The sequence below is a fragment of the Paenibacillus alginolyticus DSM 5050 = NBRC 15375 genome (genome assembly GCF_000422905.1).
Taxonomy (GTDB): Bacteria; Bacillota; Bacilli; order Paenibacillales; family NBRC-103111; genus Paenibacillus_E; species Paenibacillus_E alginolyticus.
The window spans coordinates 150575-168377 of sequence record NZ_KE383949.1 but is presented as its reverse complement, the minus strand read 5'-3'; the positions used below and the strand labels follow the sequence as shown (position 1 = coordinate 168377).

The 17803-nt window shown below is 48.8% G+C and carries 14 protein-coding genes; 2 read left to right on the top strand and 12 right to left on the bottom strand.

Annotated features, from left to right (window positions below):
* Positions 1-36 precede the first annotated feature (36 nt).
* The 9 genes from G519_RS0139945 to G519_RS0139905 all read right to left on the bottom strand — a co-directional run bounded on the left by G519_RS0139945 (position 37) and on the right by G519_RS0139905 (position 12111).
* Positions 37-1737 (bottom strand): IlvD/Edd family dehydratase, encoded by a 1701-nt coding sequence (locus tag G519_RS0139945; RefSeq protein ID WP_029199293.1) that lies wholly within the window; start codon positions 1735-1737, stop codon positions 37-39.
* A 51-nt stretch (positions 1738-1788) separates the two neighbouring features.
* Entirely contained in the window at positions 1789-2571 is a 783-nt protein-coding gene (locus G519_RS0139940; RefSeq protein ID WP_029199292.1) for an SDR family NAD(P)-dependent oxidoreductase, read from the bottom strand.
* A gap of 239 nt (positions 2572-2810) precedes the next feature.
* Positions 2811-4412, bottom strand: coding sequence for a type 2 periplasmic-binding domain-containing protein (locus G519_RS0139935; protein ID WP_029199291.1), 1602 nt, complete (start codon positions 4410-4412; stop codon positions 2811-2813).
* Positions 4413-4600: 188 nt separating this feature from the next.
* A complete protein-coding gene (locus G519_RS0139930) occupies positions 4601-5488 on the bottom strand; it encodes a carbohydrate ABC transporter permease (RefSeq protein WP_029199290.1) in 888 nt (295 codons plus the stop codon).
* 15 nt (positions 5489-5503) lie between these two features.
* On the bottom strand, positions 5504-6463 hold the full coding sequence (locus G519_RS0139925) for an ABC transporter permease (protein ID WP_029199289.1): 960 nt from the start codon (positions 6461-6463) through the stop codon (positions 5504-5506).
* 15 nt (positions 6464-6478) lie between these two features.
* Positions 6479-7501, bottom strand: coding sequence for a zinc-dependent alcohol dehydrogenase (locus G519_RS0139920; protein WP_029199288.1), 1023 nt, complete (start codon positions 7499-7501; stop codon positions 6479-6481).
* Between the two features lie 272 nt (positions 7502-7773).
* A complete protein-coding gene (locus tag G519_RS0139915) occupies positions 7774-9891 on the bottom strand; it encodes a peptidase C14 (protein ID WP_127528014.1) in 2118 nt (705 codons plus the stop codon).
* A gap of 13 nt (positions 9892-9904) precedes the next feature.
* Positions 9905-11050, bottom strand: coding sequence for a GNAT family N-acetyltransferase (locus G519_RS0139910; protein ID WP_029199286.1), 1146 nt, complete (start codon positions 11048-11050; stop codon positions 9905-9907).
* Positions 11051-11220: 170 nt separating this feature from the next.
* The gene (locus G519_RS0139905) at positions 11221-12111 is read right to left on the bottom strand and encodes a helix-turn-helix domain-containing protein (RefSeq protein ID WP_029199285.1); all 891 of its coding nucleotides are present in this window, start codon (positions 12109-12111) and stop codon (positions 11221-11223) included.
* 141 nt (positions 12112-12252) lie between these two features.
* Here G519_RS0139905 and G519_RS46965 point away from each other — a divergent pair, with 141 nt between their 5' ends.
* Positions 12253-13263, top strand: a complete 1011-nt coding sequence (locus G519_RS46965) for a Gfo/Idh/MocA family protein (protein ID WP_036635731.1) — start codon at positions 12253-12255, stop codon at positions 13261-13263.
* Positions 13260-14246: a Gfo/Idh/MocA family protein gene (locus tag G519_RS0139895; protein ID WP_029199284.1), complete on the top strand. Its 987-nt coding sequence runs from the start codon at positions 13260-13262 to the stop codon at positions 14244-14246. Before G519_RS46965 ends, G519_RS0139895 begins: the two co-directional genes overlap by 4 nt.
* Positions 14247-14571: 325 nt before the next feature.
* Here G519_RS0139895 and G519_RS48600 read toward each other — a convergent pair whose 3' ends face one another.
* The 3 genes from G519_RS48600 to G519_RS0139880 form a co-directional block, all read right to left on the bottom strand.
* Positions 14572-15906, bottom strand: coding sequence for a redoxin domain-containing protein (locus G519_RS48600; RefSeq protein ID WP_127528012.1), 1335 nt, complete (start codon positions 15904-15906; stop codon positions 14572-14574).
* A gap of 364 nt (positions 15907-16270) precedes the next feature.
* Positions 16271-16825 carry an SRPBCC family protein gene (locus tag G519_RS46955; RefSeq protein ID WP_084160573.1) on the bottom strand — a complete coding sequence of 185 codons (555 nt, stop codon included), beginning with the start codon at positions 16823-16825 and terminating at the stop codon, positions 16271-16273.
* Positions 16826-16883: 58 nt separating this feature from the next.
* Positions 16884-17774, bottom strand: coding sequence for a Rossmann-fold NAD(P)-binding domain-containing protein (locus G519_RS0139880; protein WP_029199283.1), 891 nt, complete (start codon positions 17772-17774; stop codon positions 16884-16886).
* Between the last annotated feature and the right edge of the window lie 29 nt (positions 17775-17803).

The window sequence follows — 17803 nt, the reverse complement described above, 5'->3', positions numbered from 1 at the left end:
TTCGTAAGGGGGTTAGGTAAGCCCAGTACTTATTTGCTATTTGCGAAGCTCTGGCGGCAGCAGGAAGTCGAAATCGCATCCCTCGTCCGCTTGAAGAACACGCTCCAAGAACAGAAGTCCATACCCCCGATCGTACGCAGGGGCAGGTGCCTGCCACTCCGCTTTGCGTTCGCGGAGCGTCTCTTCATCTACGTGAAGCTCCAGCAAGCGCATGTCGATATCGAGCTCGATATCATCGCCGTTCCGCACGAGCCCAAGCGGTCCGCCGATGGCCGCTTCCGGAGCAACGTGCACAATCAAAGTGCCGTACGAAGTGCCGCTGATGCGGGCATCGGAAATCCGCACCATATCGCGTATGCCCCGCTTCAGCAGCTTTTGCGGAATCGGAATTTGCCCGATTTCCGGCATGGCCGGGGCGCCTTTCGGTCCAGCATTTTTCAGCACGAGCACACTGTTCTCATCGACGTCCAAGTTCGGATCGTCAATACGTGCGTTCAGATCGGCGGGCGACTCGAAGACGATGGCTCGGCCGCGATGCTTTTTGAGATGCGGCGAAACCGCCGTTTGCTTGATCAGCGCGCCGTTCGGGGCGAGATTTCCGCGCAGCACCGCGATGCCGCCTTGCGGAGCAATCGGCTGCTCCAGCGGATAAATCAACTCTCGGTCGGGGACCAGCACGCCTCGCAGGTTTTCAGTAACACTTTGGCCGGTAACTGTCAAACAATCACCGTTCAGCAGCGACTCAATCTCCTTCATGAGCGACGGTACACCGCCCGCTTCGAAAAACTCTTCCATCTGGTATTTCCCTGACGGACGGACGTTGAGAATAAATGGCGTCGTTGCGCTGATTTCGTCGAACCGTTCAAGCGGTAATCTGTAGCCTAGCCGTCCAGCGATAGCGACCAAATGGATGATCGCGTTAGTCGAGCCTGCGCACGCCATCGTAACACGAATTGCGTTGTCCAGTGATTCCGGCGTAATGATGTCGCGTGGCCGGATATTGCGACGGACGAGCTCAACGATCTGCTTGCCTGTCAGCTCCGACATATGGCGGCGTCTGGAATCTGGCGCAGGAATCGCCGCACAGCCCGGAAGCGCCATACCGAGTGCTTCGGCGATGGCCGCCATGGTGCTGGCCGTGCCCATCACCATGCAGTGCCCGTCACTGCGGCAAATCGCATTCTCGGCAACGGTGAGCTGCTCGTCGGAGATGTTGCCCGCTTTATGCTCAAGCGTGAACTGGTAACAATCTGTGCAGGCGCCAAGCGTCTGCCCGTTTAATTTGCCGTTCAGCATCGGCCCGCCTGTAAGCACAATCGCAGGTATGTTGGCGCTGACAGCAGCCATTAGCTGCGCCGGCACCGTCTTGTCACAACCGCCGATCAGCACAACACCATCGATCTGATGGGCTTTTATCATTTCTTCCGTATCCATCGCCATCAGATTGCGCAGCAGCATCGTGGTCGGCTTCACATAAGGCTCGCCGATCGAAATGGTCGGGAACTCCATCGGCAGACCGCCCGCTTGCCAAACGCCCCGTTTGACGTAATCGGTCAGCTCCCGGAAGTGGGAATGGCATTTGTTCAGCTCGCTAAACGTGTTGCATATGCCAATGACGGGCTTTTTTAAATCATCGTCCGTGTAGCCCATCGATTTCGTGAACGAACGGTGGATAAAACCCCAAAGTCCTGTATCGTTAAAATATTTCTCGCTGCGAAGTTTGTCCTCTTCCGCCATGTTCGCAAGTCCTCCTTGAACGTTTTCTTGGGTGTGTCTTACAAATCATGTTTACAAATCGCACGCATTGGCGAGATGGCCGCCGTCTACAACAAGCGTCGTGCCCGTAATATAGGACGCTTCGTCGGATGCCAGAAACAGAAAAGCGGTTGCCACTTCCTCTATGGTTCCAAGTCGGCGCATCGGCGTACGCTCAGTCAGCGCAAGCGTCCCTTCCGATTTCTCCTTCAGCTCGCGGTCGAGCGGTGTGTCGATGAAGCCGGGCGCAACTGCATTGACGCGAATCCCATTTCCGGCTAGATCAACGGCCATCGACTGTGTAAGCAGGACAACGCCGCCTTTGGATGCGTTGTAATGAGCCAATACAGCGCTTCCCGCCAAACCATTCTTCGATGCCATATTGACGATCGAACCCTGAACCGCATTCGCGATCATCTGCTTGGCCACCCATTGGCTCAATTGGAACGTTGCATTCAAGTTGATATTAATCACCTGCTGCCAACGCGATAACGGAATGTCTACAAACGGCTCGCGAGTGGCGATACCGGCGTTGTTCACCAGAATGTCGATGCCGTCCCAGCAGCTCCATGCCGTTTGTGCAGCCTTATCCACCTGCTCTGGTACACTCAAGTCACAGACGACGGTTGCTACCTGAGCCGTTTGCCCCCGTTCCAGCGCATGTCTCCGGATCGTGTCTGCGGATACTTCGAGCTGATCCGCCCGGAAGTCAAGCAGTACGACACTTGCCCCTTCCTGCACGAATTTATCGGCGATGCCTTGACCAATACCTCTGGCACCCCCCGTAATCAGTGCCCGTTTACCTTGCAAACGCATGTTGAAGGCCTCCCTTCTGTTGCAGCGGGCATCTAAAAGACAGTCCCGCTCGTCCGTGCTGATTAAGCGCGGAAAACGCGCTTAATCAGGCACCTCCAAGCAAATAGGCGCGAAAAACGCGCTTTCAGCGAGAACTCGGCGAGCCGAAGCTCTTAACTTGAGTCTGAGAAGCCGAAAATCGACTTCTCAGCACCGTCACACTAGCGTACCCGCTGAACATTCGCCACTCTGACTTTGTATTAGTTTTCCGCTTTAAACTTGATCGTCTTACCTTTCGCCGTAGAAGTAAGCTCGGCATAGTTGTCAAAAATTGCTTTTCCTCCGAATTTCGTCATGACCTCTTGACGGTATTGCGGCCAAGCGGAAGCGTCCTTGTCTTTATACAAAATTTGAACGTGCAGCTCGTTCATACGTTTGCGCATTGCGCCTATATCCATGCCTTCCTTGACGGTAAGGGCGGTGCCAACGGACGGAAGTATTTTGTACGAGTTGATTTTTTCTACGATTTTCTTGTCGCGCTCCGTAATTTTCGGATCGATGACATTAAGTCCGAACACTTCCGGTTTACGTGGTGTAAACCAGCCGTATATTTCAAGAAAGTTGTTATTGTCGACAACATCTTTCTTATAAGCCTCTTGATTAACTTCGATATTTTTGCCGCTGCGTTTGTAATGAACGCCTTCTTTACCGTATCGCGTCAGCAAAAAGCCTTCTTCGCCAGCGAGCCAGTCGAGAATTTCGATCGAACGCTGCACTTTCGCATCGGACGTTTTAGAGCTGATCAGGAACGGATTGTTCGGAATCGTTTCTACCCATGTACCGGTCTTCTCCCACGGATGGAACGGCTCCCAGTCTGCCGTCGTTTGCCCTGCTGCCTTCGATTTCATTTGTAGACCAGCCGGGTTGTTGTCGAATGCAAGGTCTCTGCCTTGACCGATCACGATACCCGCTTTGCCTTGTGCTGCTTTATCGAAGTGTTGGCCGTACTTGTTCAGGAACCAGTCCGGATCGACCACTTTCATATCCAGTAGACTCTTAATATCGGTAAGCACTTTTTGCATGCGGATGTCGGTACGGACGTCGATGAATTGGTCACCTTCTACGTACGTATCACCGACCAAGCGGTTATTCAGGAATTCCGGGAAGTCCATCGAAACGCTTGCGCCGCCGCCTGCCGCTGTAAAGCCGTATGTGTCGTTCTTGCCATTGCCGTCCGGATCGTTGAACGTGAAGGCTTTCATGACGCCAACAAGCTCATCGTAGTTGGTTGGCATTTTCAAATTAAGCTTATCGAGCCAGTCTTTCCGAATATAGAACGTTCGGTAGTAGCTCGTTTCGTACGGAACGGGTGCACGCTTGAACGCGCCTTGTACCTGATACGACTTCAAATTAGCTTCGGTCACCCAGTTTTTGAAGTAGTTCGGCATTTTCGCCGGTGTGATAATCCCGGTCAAGTCGCGTGCAACACCGTCCCTGATATAGTTATTAGAAGGTATGCCTTCTGCATAAAAAACATCGGGAATGTCGCCGGATGCGATCATTGTATTCAACTTGTTGGTGTAGTCTTGACCGAGCGGCAAGTAAGTCATTTTCAGAGAAACATTGAACTTCTCTTCAATCGCCGTCTTCACGAAATCTTTATCGGCCGAAGGAAGCTGGGAACTAGCATCCGCGATGACCATCCATTTCAAATCCAGCTTTTCCTTCTTGGCTTCTGTGCCGGTCGCCGTTTTCGAGGTGCTCGCTGAGGACGGAGATGCCCCTTCTTTCGCATTGGAACATGCAGCAAGCACGAGCGAAGACGCCAACAATACGGTAGTTACTTTTGAGAACGTTTTCAATTAAAAGACCTCCCTATTCGTTTTCGAAGAATGAGAATGAAAATGAAACCACCATCGAGTACATTTGCTTATGTCAGTAAATTGAATTGAATCGTTTGATCACATACCACCGCAGATCCTTCTCCCAGATGTCACCTCCCCATTCAAAATGAGCGATCCATATGACCTTGCGGCAAGCCGCTGCCAGACTACCCTTTGACAGCGCCTAGCAGCATGCCCTTGACGAAATATTTTTGCAGAAACGGATACACGATAAGAACAGGTACGATCGCCACCACGACGGTCGCCATCTTGATGGTTTCCGGCGGCATCGTATTCAATGTAGATTGCGAAACCGCGAGCTCCTGGCTAATGGCAGGCGAAACAATCATGTTGCGCAGCACCACTTGCAGCGGATACAGACTGCGATCATTCAAATACATGACGCCACCGAAGTACGCATTCCAGTGGTTAACGCCGTAAAACAGTCCAAGCGTCGCCATAATCGGCAGCGAGAGCGGGAGCACGATCCGGATGAGTGTACCGATGTCACTACAGCCGTCCACCTTCGCCGCCTCCTCGATTTCATACGGAAGGCCTTCAAAGAAGGTTTTCATGATCAAAATATTAAACGACGATACGAGACCCGGAATGATAAGCGCCCAGAGCGTATCCATCAAGCCGGTTGCTTTCACTGTCAGGTAGATAGGGATGATGCCGCCCGAGAACAGCATGGTGAACACGATGCCCATCAAGACGATGTTGCGCCCCGGCAAAAATTTCTTCGATAACGGATAAGCCAGCATCGTCGTAATCGCAAGGTTGCACGCCGTGCCAATGACCGTGATGAATATCGTCACTTGAAGCGCTTTGGGAACCGTATTGCTGGAAAAAATGGTTTTGAATGCATCGAACGTAACCGCATGCGGCAGATTTACAAACCCGCCGTTCTTGAGCACTTCCGTATAAGGCGTGATCGACATGACGAAAACAAAGTAGATCGGAAACAGCGTTGCCAAACAGAAAAGTGCGAGCACTGTGTAAAGAACGGCATCTACGATGCGGTCTGATTTGGTTTTCTTAAGTATGAATGGCATTTAACGATGCCTCCTTTACCAGATGCCGGACCCGCCGACTTTTTTGGCCAGTTTGTTCGCCCCAATAACAAGTACCAGACCGATCACTGATTTGAACACGCCCATGGCTGCTGGAACACTGAATTCCATTTGTTCGATACCCCGACGGAAAATCCAGGTGTCTAAAATATCACCAACATCGTAAACACGAGCGTTCAGGAAAATGTATACCTGCTCGAAGCCAGCATCCATGATGTGCCCGATCCGCAGGATCAGCAGCAAAATGAACACTTCGCGAATACCCGGCAATGTAATATGCCACAGCTGCCGCCAACGACCAGCGCCATCAACAACGGCTGCTTCATATAATTCGTGGTTAATAGAGGCCAGTGCCGCCAAATAGATGATTGCGCCGAAGCCCGTACTTTTCCAAATATCCGACGTAACTAGCAGTGAACGAAAATATTCCGAGTTGGTAAGCACATCAAGCTCACCCCAACCCATATCGCGAAAAAACGTCGTGACAAGCCCCGCACCGGGCGCGAAGAAAGAAAATACAAGACCATAAACAATGATCCACGACAAGAAGTGAGGCCCGTAGGTGATCGTTTGTACGACCCTTTTAAACCAAGGAGCCCGAATCTCGTTAAGAATAAGTGCCAGCATAACGTCTGGAAGCATGTTGAACAAAATGCGGTACACACTGATCAGAATCGTATTGCGCATCAGAGACGGAAATTCCGGCGACGAGAAAATCATCCGAAAGTTGTCGAAACCAACCCACTCACTACCCCATAATCCCTTCATCAGGTTGTACTTCTTAAACGCGATCACAAGTCCAAACATAGGCACATAGTGATAAATGATGTAATAACCGATTCCTGGGACCATAAGTAAATACAGCCATTTGTAGCGGAGAAACGTTTTCCAAACATGCGTGGTCATCCGCTTTTTTGCAGGTTGGTCACTGGAAATCATATTAACGTTTGTTCGCATACCCCATCACCCCCTTCATAATTTGTCAAAGGCAACTTGAACGGTATCGAGTTTGGCGTATCGGACGACAATGCCCATTGAATTCTGCGGCTTTTCTAAGCAGCTTTGATACATGGAGGGCAAATCGTCGAGGGCACATTCATGGGTGATGAGCGATTGCATGTCAATCCGCTTCTCCGCCATTAATCGCAGGAACTCTCCCATATTTCTACCCTCCGTCCAACGAACGTAGCCTATTGGGTAGTCGACCCCTCGCTGCTCATAAGTATCTTCATAGCGTCCAGGGCCTCCAGCACGTGAGATATGAACGCTCGCCTCTTTCATAAAAAGCAGATCCCGATCGAATTCCGTTCCTGTGTCTCCGACAATGACTACGCGACCACGGTCGCGAAGCCAACCAATCGCATCATCCATCATACTGTACTTCCGGTTGCTCGCACAGAGCATGACGGCATCCGCTCCTATAATAGAAGGATCAGATTCAACAACCCTCTGAAGCTCCTCTTGTGAACGGCAAGCTATCGCTCCGATTGCTTCGAGTGTTCGGCAGCGCTCCTCCATCAATTCTAAACCAATCACCCTGTAGGATGCAGCATGTGCAATACGAGCGATCACCTGCCCTAGTATGCCAAGCCCCGCTATGATAATCGTTTCCCCGAAGCTCAGACCGGCTTGACGCAGGGCATGAATGGCAATCGCACCAATGCCGACAAATGCGGCCTCTTGCAATGTAACGCTTTCCGGTATCGGCGCTACCAAATACTTCGGCACGAGCAGAAACTCTCGGTGGGCAGGCACTCCATAACACGCGACTCGTTGTCCGGGAACGACGTGGGTCACACCTTCCCCAACCTCCATAACAATGCCGCTAGCGCTGTAGCCCAAATTTGCATCCTCATTATTTTGTATCATCATCAACTCGGTACCTACGCTCACGACGGAATAATCCGTTTTCACTTTGACAAATTGAGGTATCATTCCCGGGTTCGGAAGTTCCAATAATTGCGCTGACCCGTTTATCCCCTTCACTGCTCTCATAACTCCAACCTCTTTCTGGTTTACATCTGATTTAATATGTGCACTAGTTTGGATCAAATAATGTTTTGTGATTTGTTCCTGATTTATTTTCATTATAAATAACCGTAATGTTTATTGTCAATCACTTTTTTAGATTGAAATCGCTTTCAATGTTAGATTATATTACATATAAATTAACCTCAAACAAACATGTCACGTTAATTAACACACGCTATTCACAAAGCGAAAAAGCCTGTCTAATGAAAGACAGACTTCAAGCATTGTTACAACCGCTATTTGGAAATGATCATGTTTCCTGCCACGTGTTTCAATACATCACTTTCCTCTGGGAGCGAGGATCGGTCAACACCTTCTTCGACGCAAGCCATCATCAGTAAATAGGAATCGCTGCCAAACGATCCATCCGCAACTTCATACTTGCCGCCCGTGAAGCGCGAGCCCATCGCTCGCAATTTATTGCTGCCACCTTGGATGCTAAAATGTGCCATGTCTTCATCTGATGCCGAACTCTTGCAATCACCGAAGATCCACGTCACGGTTCCACTCGTATTCCCGCTCTTTAAAAATGCCTTCTCCGCATTCGTTCCGCTGAACAACGCTCCGCCATCTACCGTAATCGACTGGTCGTTCGTTCCCGTCACACCCGAATCAAATACGCCCACCAGCTTGATGCCGCAATTGTCGAAACCGCCGCCTTGCATGATGACCTCGGCACACCCGACTTGAATCGCACCTGCTTCTGGAGAAGCTCCTTTAAACCAGGTGTTAATCAGCACCAGACGTTGTATACTGCCGATCGTATTATGATCTACGTTGTGAAAATGGCAATTTTGCATGACGAAGTCCGCTATGACTGGACGAAAGCCTGCATGGGCGGTTCCGGGAAGCCGAGCGATTTCTGCATCCTTCGTCATGCCAAAAGAACAACCGTCAGCGAGATTGCCTCGTTTCGAACGGGCAGAACTCTGCGAGAGAGTAAGCATCGTGTCAGCCGTGCATCCTCTCATTTGCAGGCCATCCGCGTTGGCCCAAATCGTGCCGGAATCAACCAGCCCTTCTTTCCAGACTGCATGAACATCCTCCAGCGTCAAATCGGTAATTCGCTTATGCGCAACCACCCGCGAGCCGGTGTGCTTTTTGACAGTGATCCGTTTCGCACTATCTCCCCACGTCGTACCGCTATTGGCAAACGATAACAAACCCGAATTGCCGATATACGTGAGATCATGCTCGTATTGGCCGTGCGTAACGAACGAACCGTGTTCGTCGCCATCACCGTGGCAGTTTTCCACCATGCAGTAAGCTGCACATGTAAAATCATTCAGGTGACGCGCATTGCTTGTATGGCAATCACGGACATGTCCGTACAGCACGTTCAGCTGCTGGGTCAGGTAACCGGTGCCGCCCCAAATCACTTCCTCGGGATTGGTTAGCCTACAGCGCTCCGTGACATAATGCGTACAGTATCGCCGCTCGATGACAGGCCAGAATACTTTCGTCGCATTGACATCAACGACATTGCACGCTACGGCGAATTCGTAGGCGATCGGATGTGACCCTATTTGGTCCCAGGTATCAAATGGTTTTTCGCTTGTAGATCCATTATTCGGCACCGAGACACCAATAAAATTCATATTCCGCACATGGCTGCGGAAGACAGGATTCATCTTCTTGAAAGTGATCTCCCGACCCACAGCAAGCGTCCAGCCGAGCTTGTAATTAACCCGGACATGGCTATCGTCCATTATTTCAGTGATCTGCAGCATATAATCCAGCTCGCGCTGCGCATTGCCTTCCGGATTGTTCTTAACCCTGACTAGCCACCAGTCGTCCACCTCAAAAGATGCCGAATCGAACACTTCCAGCACATCCGTTTGCTCCGGAAGCTCTGCAGAAAGCGTAAGAGTCTGCACTTCGCCGGATGCCTTCCCTTGGAAGAAAATAACGGCTCCGAATGGATTGCTTTTCGTATTTAACTCGATGCCCTTCGTGGTGACAGTATGTCCGAAGAAGTTAAGCTCGATGTCGCTGCGGTCGTACGTATGCCGTCTGGCAAAGTTAAGGTCCGTATGCGTCTCGATCAGGTGAATCGAAGAATCGTTCACCATTGCATCCATCGCGTCGTCCGCATTCTTCGTCGCATCCAGAATACCAAACCATCGGAAATCACCTACCCCGTTATGAACAGTTTCCCATCGACCGCTGCTTCCGATAAGAGGATCATGAATCGTCCCGCCGTTGTCAGCTTTGGTGCTGCAAGCCATCCAGCGAACAAGCTTGCCGCCGCCGTCACCCTTTTGATAATAACCATCTACGTACACAAGCTGACCATCTTCAATAGGATTCGGTTTATACGCCAGCAGCTCTTCCAGGTTGGATAGTTGGATCATATCATGGCCTCCGTTAAACAAAATTCAACCCTCCCGCATGTGGAAACGGAACGGGAAACAGCTTGTCTAACAAGTCTTGCAGCGGCTCGGGAACGTTAATCTCAACTTCCGGATCGAACAATAAAGCAACGAGCTCCTCCCCGTTCAAGATAGCCGCTTCCTCACCGTCCATTAAGAGAGTGGCTCCACCGTCCGACGACCTACGAAGGCTTAATCTGGATGCGGCCGCTGAAGATTTCTCTTTCAAATAAGGCAATAGTTCGCTATATAACCGCTCCGGATTAACGATATGAACAGTTCCATGGTTCCTCATCTTCTTATTCGGGAACTCCGCCAGTACTTGCAATAGCTCAGTTTCGTACCACAGAACCGGAACTTCGAGGCAGTCCAGCTTCTGTTCACGTAAAACATGATGGAAAACAGCAGCCAATGCTTCTGCGCCGCCTCCCCATTCTACAACAAAGGGAGCTTCTTCTTTCCCATCTCCTCCCTGCATAGGTACGGCGATGACGGCATAGGCAGCGATACTATCCGATTCGAATGCTGCAAACACAGCATGCTGCATATGACAACAGCTTGCGATGGCTTCACTATCGATCAGGGCTGCAAGTTCTGTCACCCCTTGCTCATATCTGACTGTACGATTGGAAGCAGCATCATGAAGTCGGAACCAATCCTCAGAACGAATACGTCGAATAGCGAAGTCAGGATTGGCAGTGAACGACCGAAGTTTCTCCTGATTAGCGGATAAAACGAAGCGTGTAACTCTGCCAAAATGATGGCAGCCACTGCGCATATAAAGTGGACCGTCCCCCGAAACTAGCAGCACACTTGATCCGATGCGGTCGGCGTGCACTAACACTTCCTGCAGCATAGTAGAAGCGATTTTCATTCCCCGATAGTCAGGGTGCGTGCATACGGAACCAAGAGATAACACGCTCAGTTTAGCGGCTGCGATACGGATGACGGAAGGAACTAATCCCATGAAAGCGACAAGCTTCTCCCCTTCAAATGCGCCGAATGACTGATTGAGGCGTGCGTCGAACACAGTTGGAAACGCTGTCAACATGGAAACTTGCTTGGTATCGCGAAATGTTTCATCGGAGAGACGAACAGCCTGCTCCATTTCGTTTTTACTCATTGTACGAATCTCGATCATGGGATGTCCTCCTTGCGATCTTATAGCCCTCTTCCACTCTGGTTCTATTCTGATTCATTATTTTATTGATTAATCCAAAAACTCATACTTTCTAGTTTGTTTCAGGTTTGTTTTATATAAATATTCAAACAATTCCTAGTCGTTGTCAACCTTTTTTTGTATCGATGGACTTACTTGATTTGGCTGTCCGCACTCATTTTGCGAAGATATTGTTTAGGTGTACACCCTTTGAATCGTTTGAACAACTCGTAAAAATGGGCCATATTCTCGATCCCAACAGATTCGGCAATTTCACCCACACTCCGGGTTTCGGTAACGAGCATCCGCTCCGCTTTGGAAATACGTTTTTGATTGACGTAATCCGTAAACGAGGATCCCATTTTTTTTTTGAAATATTTCGAGAAGTAGGAGTAACTCATGCCGGCAATTTGGCTTGCCGCTCCCATGTCTATTTTCTCAGTCAAATGTTCATCCACAAAAGCTACTAGCGATCGAATAATATCAGCATCCGCATCAACATTGACATGCGTCATTAATAATTCCCGGTTGTCATGGCGAAGCAGCAGCAAGAGCAGATGCTTAATATGCATGCTGACTGCGATTTCATAGCCTTTATTTTTCCCCATAACCTCATTATGTGTATCTGTGATGATCATGCCAATTTCCCTCTTCACCTTTTCATTTTCCCGGAAAATGTAATTCAGCTCTTCTAAAGGATGAAATATTTCCAAAAAGTGCCGGTAATACATCATCATAGCCGGATCGAAATAAGGCTGCAGGTCGATGTGCAGCACGATATAGACGAGATCCTTATCGCCGATCTTTCGTCCTCTATGCAATTGGGAAGAACCGATAACCACAATATCCCCGGCATTAAGCGAGTAGACGCGATTAGGCGTCTGAATTTCGTGAGTCCCTTCTTCAACCAAAATGAACTCAACCTCTTTATGGTAATGCCAAGGATTTAAGTCTTTCTGTTCTTTTCCCGACTGGGTAAATCGCCACACCTTCATGCATAACGACGGGTTCTGGTAGGGGATCGGCTCTTTAAAAATTTCCATATATTTCAATCACCGCACTTTCAATCAGCACTAATATGGATATAAAAAGAATAAATGTCCGCATATACGGTATCCAGCAATACGTATATCATATAACTTAGTTAAACATATTTATACAATAAAGTAAGGAGTGAATTTTACATGAAAGTAGCCATACTCGGTTGCGGGGGAATGGGAAATGTACATGCCTTCTGTTACGCGAACATGCCGGATGTGAAGCTGGTTGGCGTCTGCGATACGGATTTTGAGCTAGCGCAAGAGCTATCAAAGAAAACGGGGGCACCCGCTTTTACTTCCTTTGAAACCATGCTGAGCGAGACAGATTTCGAGGTCGTCAGTGTGACATTGCCAAGCTTCTTACATAAAGAATATACGTTGAAAGCGGCAGAAGCCGGAAAACATGTCATTTGTGAAAAACCGCTTGCGCTGAATTTAGAGGATGCAGAAGCGATGATCCGCAGCTGCGAACAAAATGGCGTTCGTCTTTTTGTCGGACACGTTGTTCGTTTTTTCCCTGAATATGCGCAAATGAAGCAAGCCATCGATGAAGGGAAGTTAGGGCGAGTCGGCGTAGCTCATGCCAAACGGATAGGCTCACATCCCGGGAATCTCAGACCTTGGTTCTACGATGCGGATAAAAGCGGCGGCGTCATTGCAGATCTCATGATACACGATATCGACTTTTTTCGCTCAGCCATCGGTGAAGTGAAGTCGGTATATGGCTTGAATCAACGCGTAAATGATATCGACTACGCTCTGGTTACTCTTCTTTTTGAAAACGGGGCAGTGGCCAATCTGGAAGCATTTTGGGGATATCATGGACCTTTCCAAACCGCTGCGGAAATTGCGGGCAGCAAAGGCATCATACGCAGCGACAGCCAAAAAAGCAGTTCTCTGCAAATCTGCAAGGCCCCTTCCGATTCAGAAGACAGACGGTTCGCCGAAGTTCCGCAAAGTCCGGGATTTAACAGCCCTTATGAGTTGGAATTATCTCATTTCATTCAATGCATTCGAGATGGAAGCGAGCCCATCGTAACGGCTAACGATGCTTATAAAGCTTTGGAAATTACCATGGCTGCGCTGGAATCGGTTCGGACAGGAAAGTCTGTTCAGCTGCAGACGAGCTCAAAGCTCGGGGAGGAGACAGCATGAAGAAATTAAAAGTAGGTATGATCAGTTTTGCACACGGCCATGCATACTCTTATTTGAATTCACTCAGAGCCATGTCGAATGTCGAAATCGTTGGCATCGCAGACGAAATCAAAGGCCGAGTTGAGGAAGTAACAACCAATTATGGCTTGCCATATTATGAAAATTATCAGGATTTGCTCGCTAGAGATTTTGACGCAGTCGTCATTTGCTCGGAAAATGCCCGTCATGCAGAGATAACAATTGCGGCGGCGAAATCCGGCAAGCACGTGCTTTGTGAAAAGCCGCTTGGCATTTCCGTCTCCGAGATGGAAGCTATGATTTCCGCCTGTAAAGAAAACGGCGTTCAGCTTATGACGGCATTTCCATGCCGGTATTTGGCTTCGGTTATTAAAGCGAAGGAAGCGGTCGAGCATGGCGAGATCGGTGATATCATAGCCATTAAGGGAACCAATCGCGGTTCGCTTCCTTCCGGTTGGTTCCTCCAATCGGAGCTGTCCGGCGGCGGAGCCTTGTTGGATCATACCGTTCATGTCATGGACTTGATGAATTGGATTACCCAATCTGAGGTGAAAGAAGTTTACGCATATTCAGCTACTTTATTTAACGAAAACCTAGATATCGATGATACAGGTATGATCCATGTCAAATTCGAGAGTGGCGTGTTTGGCGTCTTAGACACAAGCTGGTCGCGGAACTCAGCATTCCCTACCTGGGGAGATGTGACGATGACGATCATCGGTACGAAAGGCACCCTTTCACTGGATGGTTTTGCTCAAAAAAATGAGCTATATAGTTTGGAAAATGGGAAGGGCGTATGGAATTTCTGGGGAGACTCCATGGATGATTACTTAGTGAAGGACTTTGTTCATGCCTTACTCAATGGCGAACAGGTACCGATCACTGGAGAAGATGGATTACGTTCAACTGTTGTCGCCTTAGCGGGTTACAAATCCGTGGAACTGGGGCAGCCCGTTTTGTTATAAGGCTTTCCCTTACTCTCGACTTGACTGGGAACGTTGGTGCTCTATTTTGCTCAAAAGTGGCAATAATACAAGCGTTGCGGAACGTCGATCCGCTATATTCCCATTGAGAGCCGACTTTCAGCATGAAACGGATAAATAATGCACTCACGTTCCCATAACGCTCAAAAAGGCTGCTATTTAGGCGAATAGCGCATCGTCGTTCCCTTTGTATTTACAAATAAAGGCCTTTCTTGATGACTTCGCCATCAGGAAAGGCAAAAAACACCGTTCCCACCTACGCAAGAATGCGTACATGAAAAGGTGTTTTCAATTACTCTGGCGAACATTATTTCGTCTTTTTTGTTCTCTCATCCAAAGCATTCAATTGTTCCACATGATAGTGCATATCCTGTAAAATTTCACTTACTTCATTATTTATCGTCGTTTCCACTTCGCCAATTTTACTCAGATCAATTTGCGCTTGGTGCTGGCTATCCTTGATATGGTTCAGTTCGGCACCTAGCTGCAGCGTGTCATTGGCGATTACTTTAACGCCATCCGATATGGTAAGGATTTGAGTTGTGTTTACGGAAATTCGTTCTCTAACCGTATTCATCGTATCTTCAAACGTAGAGAAAGACGAGAAGCTTTCATTGATTTTCTCATCAATCGCTTGCAGTTGCGCTGTGATGTTGCCTGCCGACTCCTCCGTTCCATGAGCCAGTTTGCTCACTTCCTGGGCTACTACAGCGAAGCCTTTGCCATGCTCGCCAGCACGCGCAGCTTCAATGGATGCATTGAGCGCTAGGATTTTGGTTTGTCGGGAGATTTTGGAGATGACCTCACTCATCTCATTAACGACAAGGGTCATACTAATTAACTCATCCATCAAACCGCGTGTCGTTTGAATGTTATGACTTAGTTGTTGATTCAACTGCTGAATATCCGTGAATTCATCCGATGTTGTGTTCAACTGATGACTATATTGGTTTAATTCCTCAGACTTTTTCTCATATACGCTCACAAACTCCTCTAACTGCTCATAGTTGCCTAGAGAAGCTTTCTTAAGTCCCTCAATATTATGTAAATTGTTTTCTATACTCTTCGTCACATAGGCAGCAGAAGTATTCACGTGTTGAAGGGTGGATTTCATATTCGCTAAGAAAACCGGAAGCTCCTCTTGAATCGAGCTATCCTGATCAGAAACAATAGAAAGGGTATCTATCACTTCTAAAATCTCTTTCGCAGACGGTCTGTCCGCTTGGTTCTCACCAATATAGGAATAGCGAATCGTTTGATGTTCATCAATAATATACGTGCTTGGAATCGCAATTCGGAATGAGTCCCATTTAATTGGCGTGAAAACCTCATAAGACTTTATGACATCTCTCGTTTCGTCCGAAAGAATGGGGAATTTGATGCCATTCGCATTTACATAATCTTTGATGTTGGCTAGCTTTTGTCCAGCGATAGCAATGAGATTTACGCCCTTTTCCAAAAATCGTTCATAATGCTCATTTAACTCCGGCATCTGTTTCTGGCAATTGTGGCACCATGTTCCACGCAAGAAAATAATCACTAACGGCTTGCCCTTGAAATCTTCCAGTCCCTTAATGCCTTGTGTAGAATCTAGTCGAAATGGTGCTGCCTTTTTCCCAATAGATAAACCTTTTTTCGCCATGCTGCCACCCCAATTTAACATGATATTCGTAAATAGCTTCCTTCAGTCTAGCTGAAAACCAGCGGGAATGCTACCATATTTCGGATAAAAAAATGATATTTTCGACAAAAAATGACCCGCTAATAGGCCAACAGCCTCAGCAGGTCATTTCGTCGTTCTATCCGTAGAGCTCTACCTCGGCAAAAGCCATCCGATACCGATTCGCATCACTCGGATTAGGTCGCAGATTCGTGCCTTCCACTTTCACGTAGCGTGCGTTTACGGCTGGGAAGCTGAAGCTTTGTACGGCATTTCCGGGCTGTGCATATCCCGTGAACGGCTCGCTCAGTCACTCGTCGTGGATCACGAGGCGGGCCGCACGGGATCATTTGTTGGCTGCCTCGGCAGTTGTCTTAAGAACGTCGAGCCAAGCAGTGAGCGAGGACGTGAGTGCCGCACGCATGCCTTCGGGATCGGCAGCCACTGGCGGGCCGTCCCAAGACTCAGTGGTGTGTACGACGACTCCGTTGGGAGTCGATTTGAATGTCCACACGTGGACGCCGTCGATGCCAAGTGCTGGGCCGCCCCAGACAATGCGCCGCATAGGGTCTACCTCGCGGATGGTGGAGACGACGGGCAGCCCGTGGGTTTCCCAGTTCAAAGAGCTGCCGGCTGCGAGTGGACCGGACATCCGCGCCTGGGTGATGTCTTTCTGCCAGGTAGGCCACTGGTCAATGCCGGTCTGTAGCTGCCATACGGTCTGCAGCGGAGCGTCGATGACGATGGAAAGGTCGACTATAACCTGGGCGTTGCGGTCCACATCAAAGTTGCCCCGATTGGATTTATCCGTTGTTGTTCTATAAATGACCCCGACAATCAGAATGGATATTAATAAAATAATGCTTATCAATGCGGTTAACTTAAACGATCTTTTCGACATATTACATCTGCTTATAAATTAGTTTCATTGTTTTTTCCAAAGGAATCACTTTATTTAGTTATTCCGACCGATCATTAACCTGACGATTCTTCGCCTTTATACCCGAAACGGTTGCGGCAATACCCGCTTCATAGGACGTAGCCACACCGCTTCCTACATACTCAAGTCCATATTCCTGATCGTTGCGGCCACCTCCATCGTAGCAATCCAGAATCTCCTTCGCTCTTGGCTCATGCCATTGAAGCAGTCTCAGCTTCCAACCGCCGATTCTTTCGAAGCGTGGGATGGTGCGAACGACCGAACCTGCGATTCCGATCAGCTCCTCTGCCGTAATGGGCGGTCCGCCAAGCAGACGCCATGTTTCTCCGAACGAGGAGTCTTGTGAGGCAAGCTCCACGGCATCTTGGGCGGCATCGACCACATACAAATACTCTCTTCGGATTGCTGGGTCGGTCATCAATTTGACCGCTTTACCTTGCGCGATTTTTTTGAGCTGATAGTGAATGATCGTATTTGAGACATCCGCCCCATATAGCTCCGGACTTAACAGACGCATATACCGTGCATCGGAACACAACGCTTCCTCATTTTCACCTGCTGGACGATAGATTCCTTCGATCGTAACCACTTTGGCGCCAGTTTTCTCAGAGACCATTTCGATGGCCTCGAGCATCTGCCTAGCCTTCTCCGGATTCTCGTCATAAGTCAAATAAATACCACAGAAGATAACGTCGACTCCATCCCCAGCGGCGGCAAGCAGACCTTCTGGATCATGGGCATCCCCTAGCACCGTACGCAATTGCGGGGAATGAGCAAGTGCTTCCTCCAAAGCCGTTAGCTTGCGTCGTGACCCGGAGTAAGCGACAACATCGACACCAACCCCGATTAATCTCTCAATCAGCGCGCTGCCGATTCCCTTGCCTATTCTTACAACCATTGCTTTTTTCATCTTGATCACTCCTCATTTAATTTATTTAT

Coding starts and splice junctions, on each gene's coding strand:
- G519_RS0139945 (WP_029199293.1), bottom strand. CDS start 1,737: ATGGCGGAAGAGGACAAACTTCGCAGCGAGAAATATTTTAACGATACA.
- G519_RS0139940 (WP_029199292.1), bottom strand. CDS start 2,571: ATGCGTTTGCAAGGTAAACGGGCACTGATTACGGGGGGTGCCAGAGGT.
- G519_RS0139930 (WP_029199290.1), bottom strand. CDS start 5,488: ATGCCATTCATACTTAAGAAAACCAAATCAGACCGCATCGTAGATGCC.
- G519_RS0139925 (WP_029199289.1), bottom strand. CDS start 6,463: ATGCGAACAAACGTTAATATGATTTCCAGTGACCAACCTGCAAAAAAG.
- G519_RS0139920 (WP_029199288.1), bottom strand. CDS start 7,501: ATGAGAGCAGTGAAGGGGATAAACGGGTCAGCGCAATTATTGGAACTT.
- G519_RS0139915 (WP_127528014.1), bottom strand. CDS start 9,891: ATGATCCAACTATCCAACCTGGAAGAGCTGCTGGCGTATAAACCGAAT.
- G519_RS0139910 (WP_029199286.1), bottom strand. CDS start 11,050: ATGATCGAGATTCGTACAATGAGTAAAAACGAAATGGAGCAGGCTGTT.
- G519_RS0139905 (WP_029199285.1), bottom strand. CDS start 12,111: ATGGAAATTTTTAAAGAGCCGATCCCCTACCAGAACCCGTCGTTATGC.
- G519_RS46965 (WP_036635731.1), top strand. CDS start 12,253: ATGAAAGTAGCCATACTCGGTTGCGGGGGAATGGGAAATGTACATGCC.
- G519_RS0139895 (WP_029199284.1), top strand. CDS start 13,260: ATGAAGAAATTAAAAGTAGGTATGATCAGTTTTGCACACGGCCATGCA.
- G519_RS48600 (WP_127528012.1), bottom strand. CDS start 15,906: ATGGCGAAAAAAGGTTTATCTATTGGGAAAAAGGCAGCACCATTTCGA.
- G519_RS46955 (WP_084160573.1), bottom strand. CDS start 16,825: ATGTCGAAAAGATCGTTTAAGTTAACCGCATTGATAAGCATTATTTTA.
- G519_RS0139880 (WP_029199283.1), bottom strand. CDS start 17,774: ATGAAAAAAGCAATGGTTGTAAGAATAGGCAAGGGAATCGGCAGCGCG.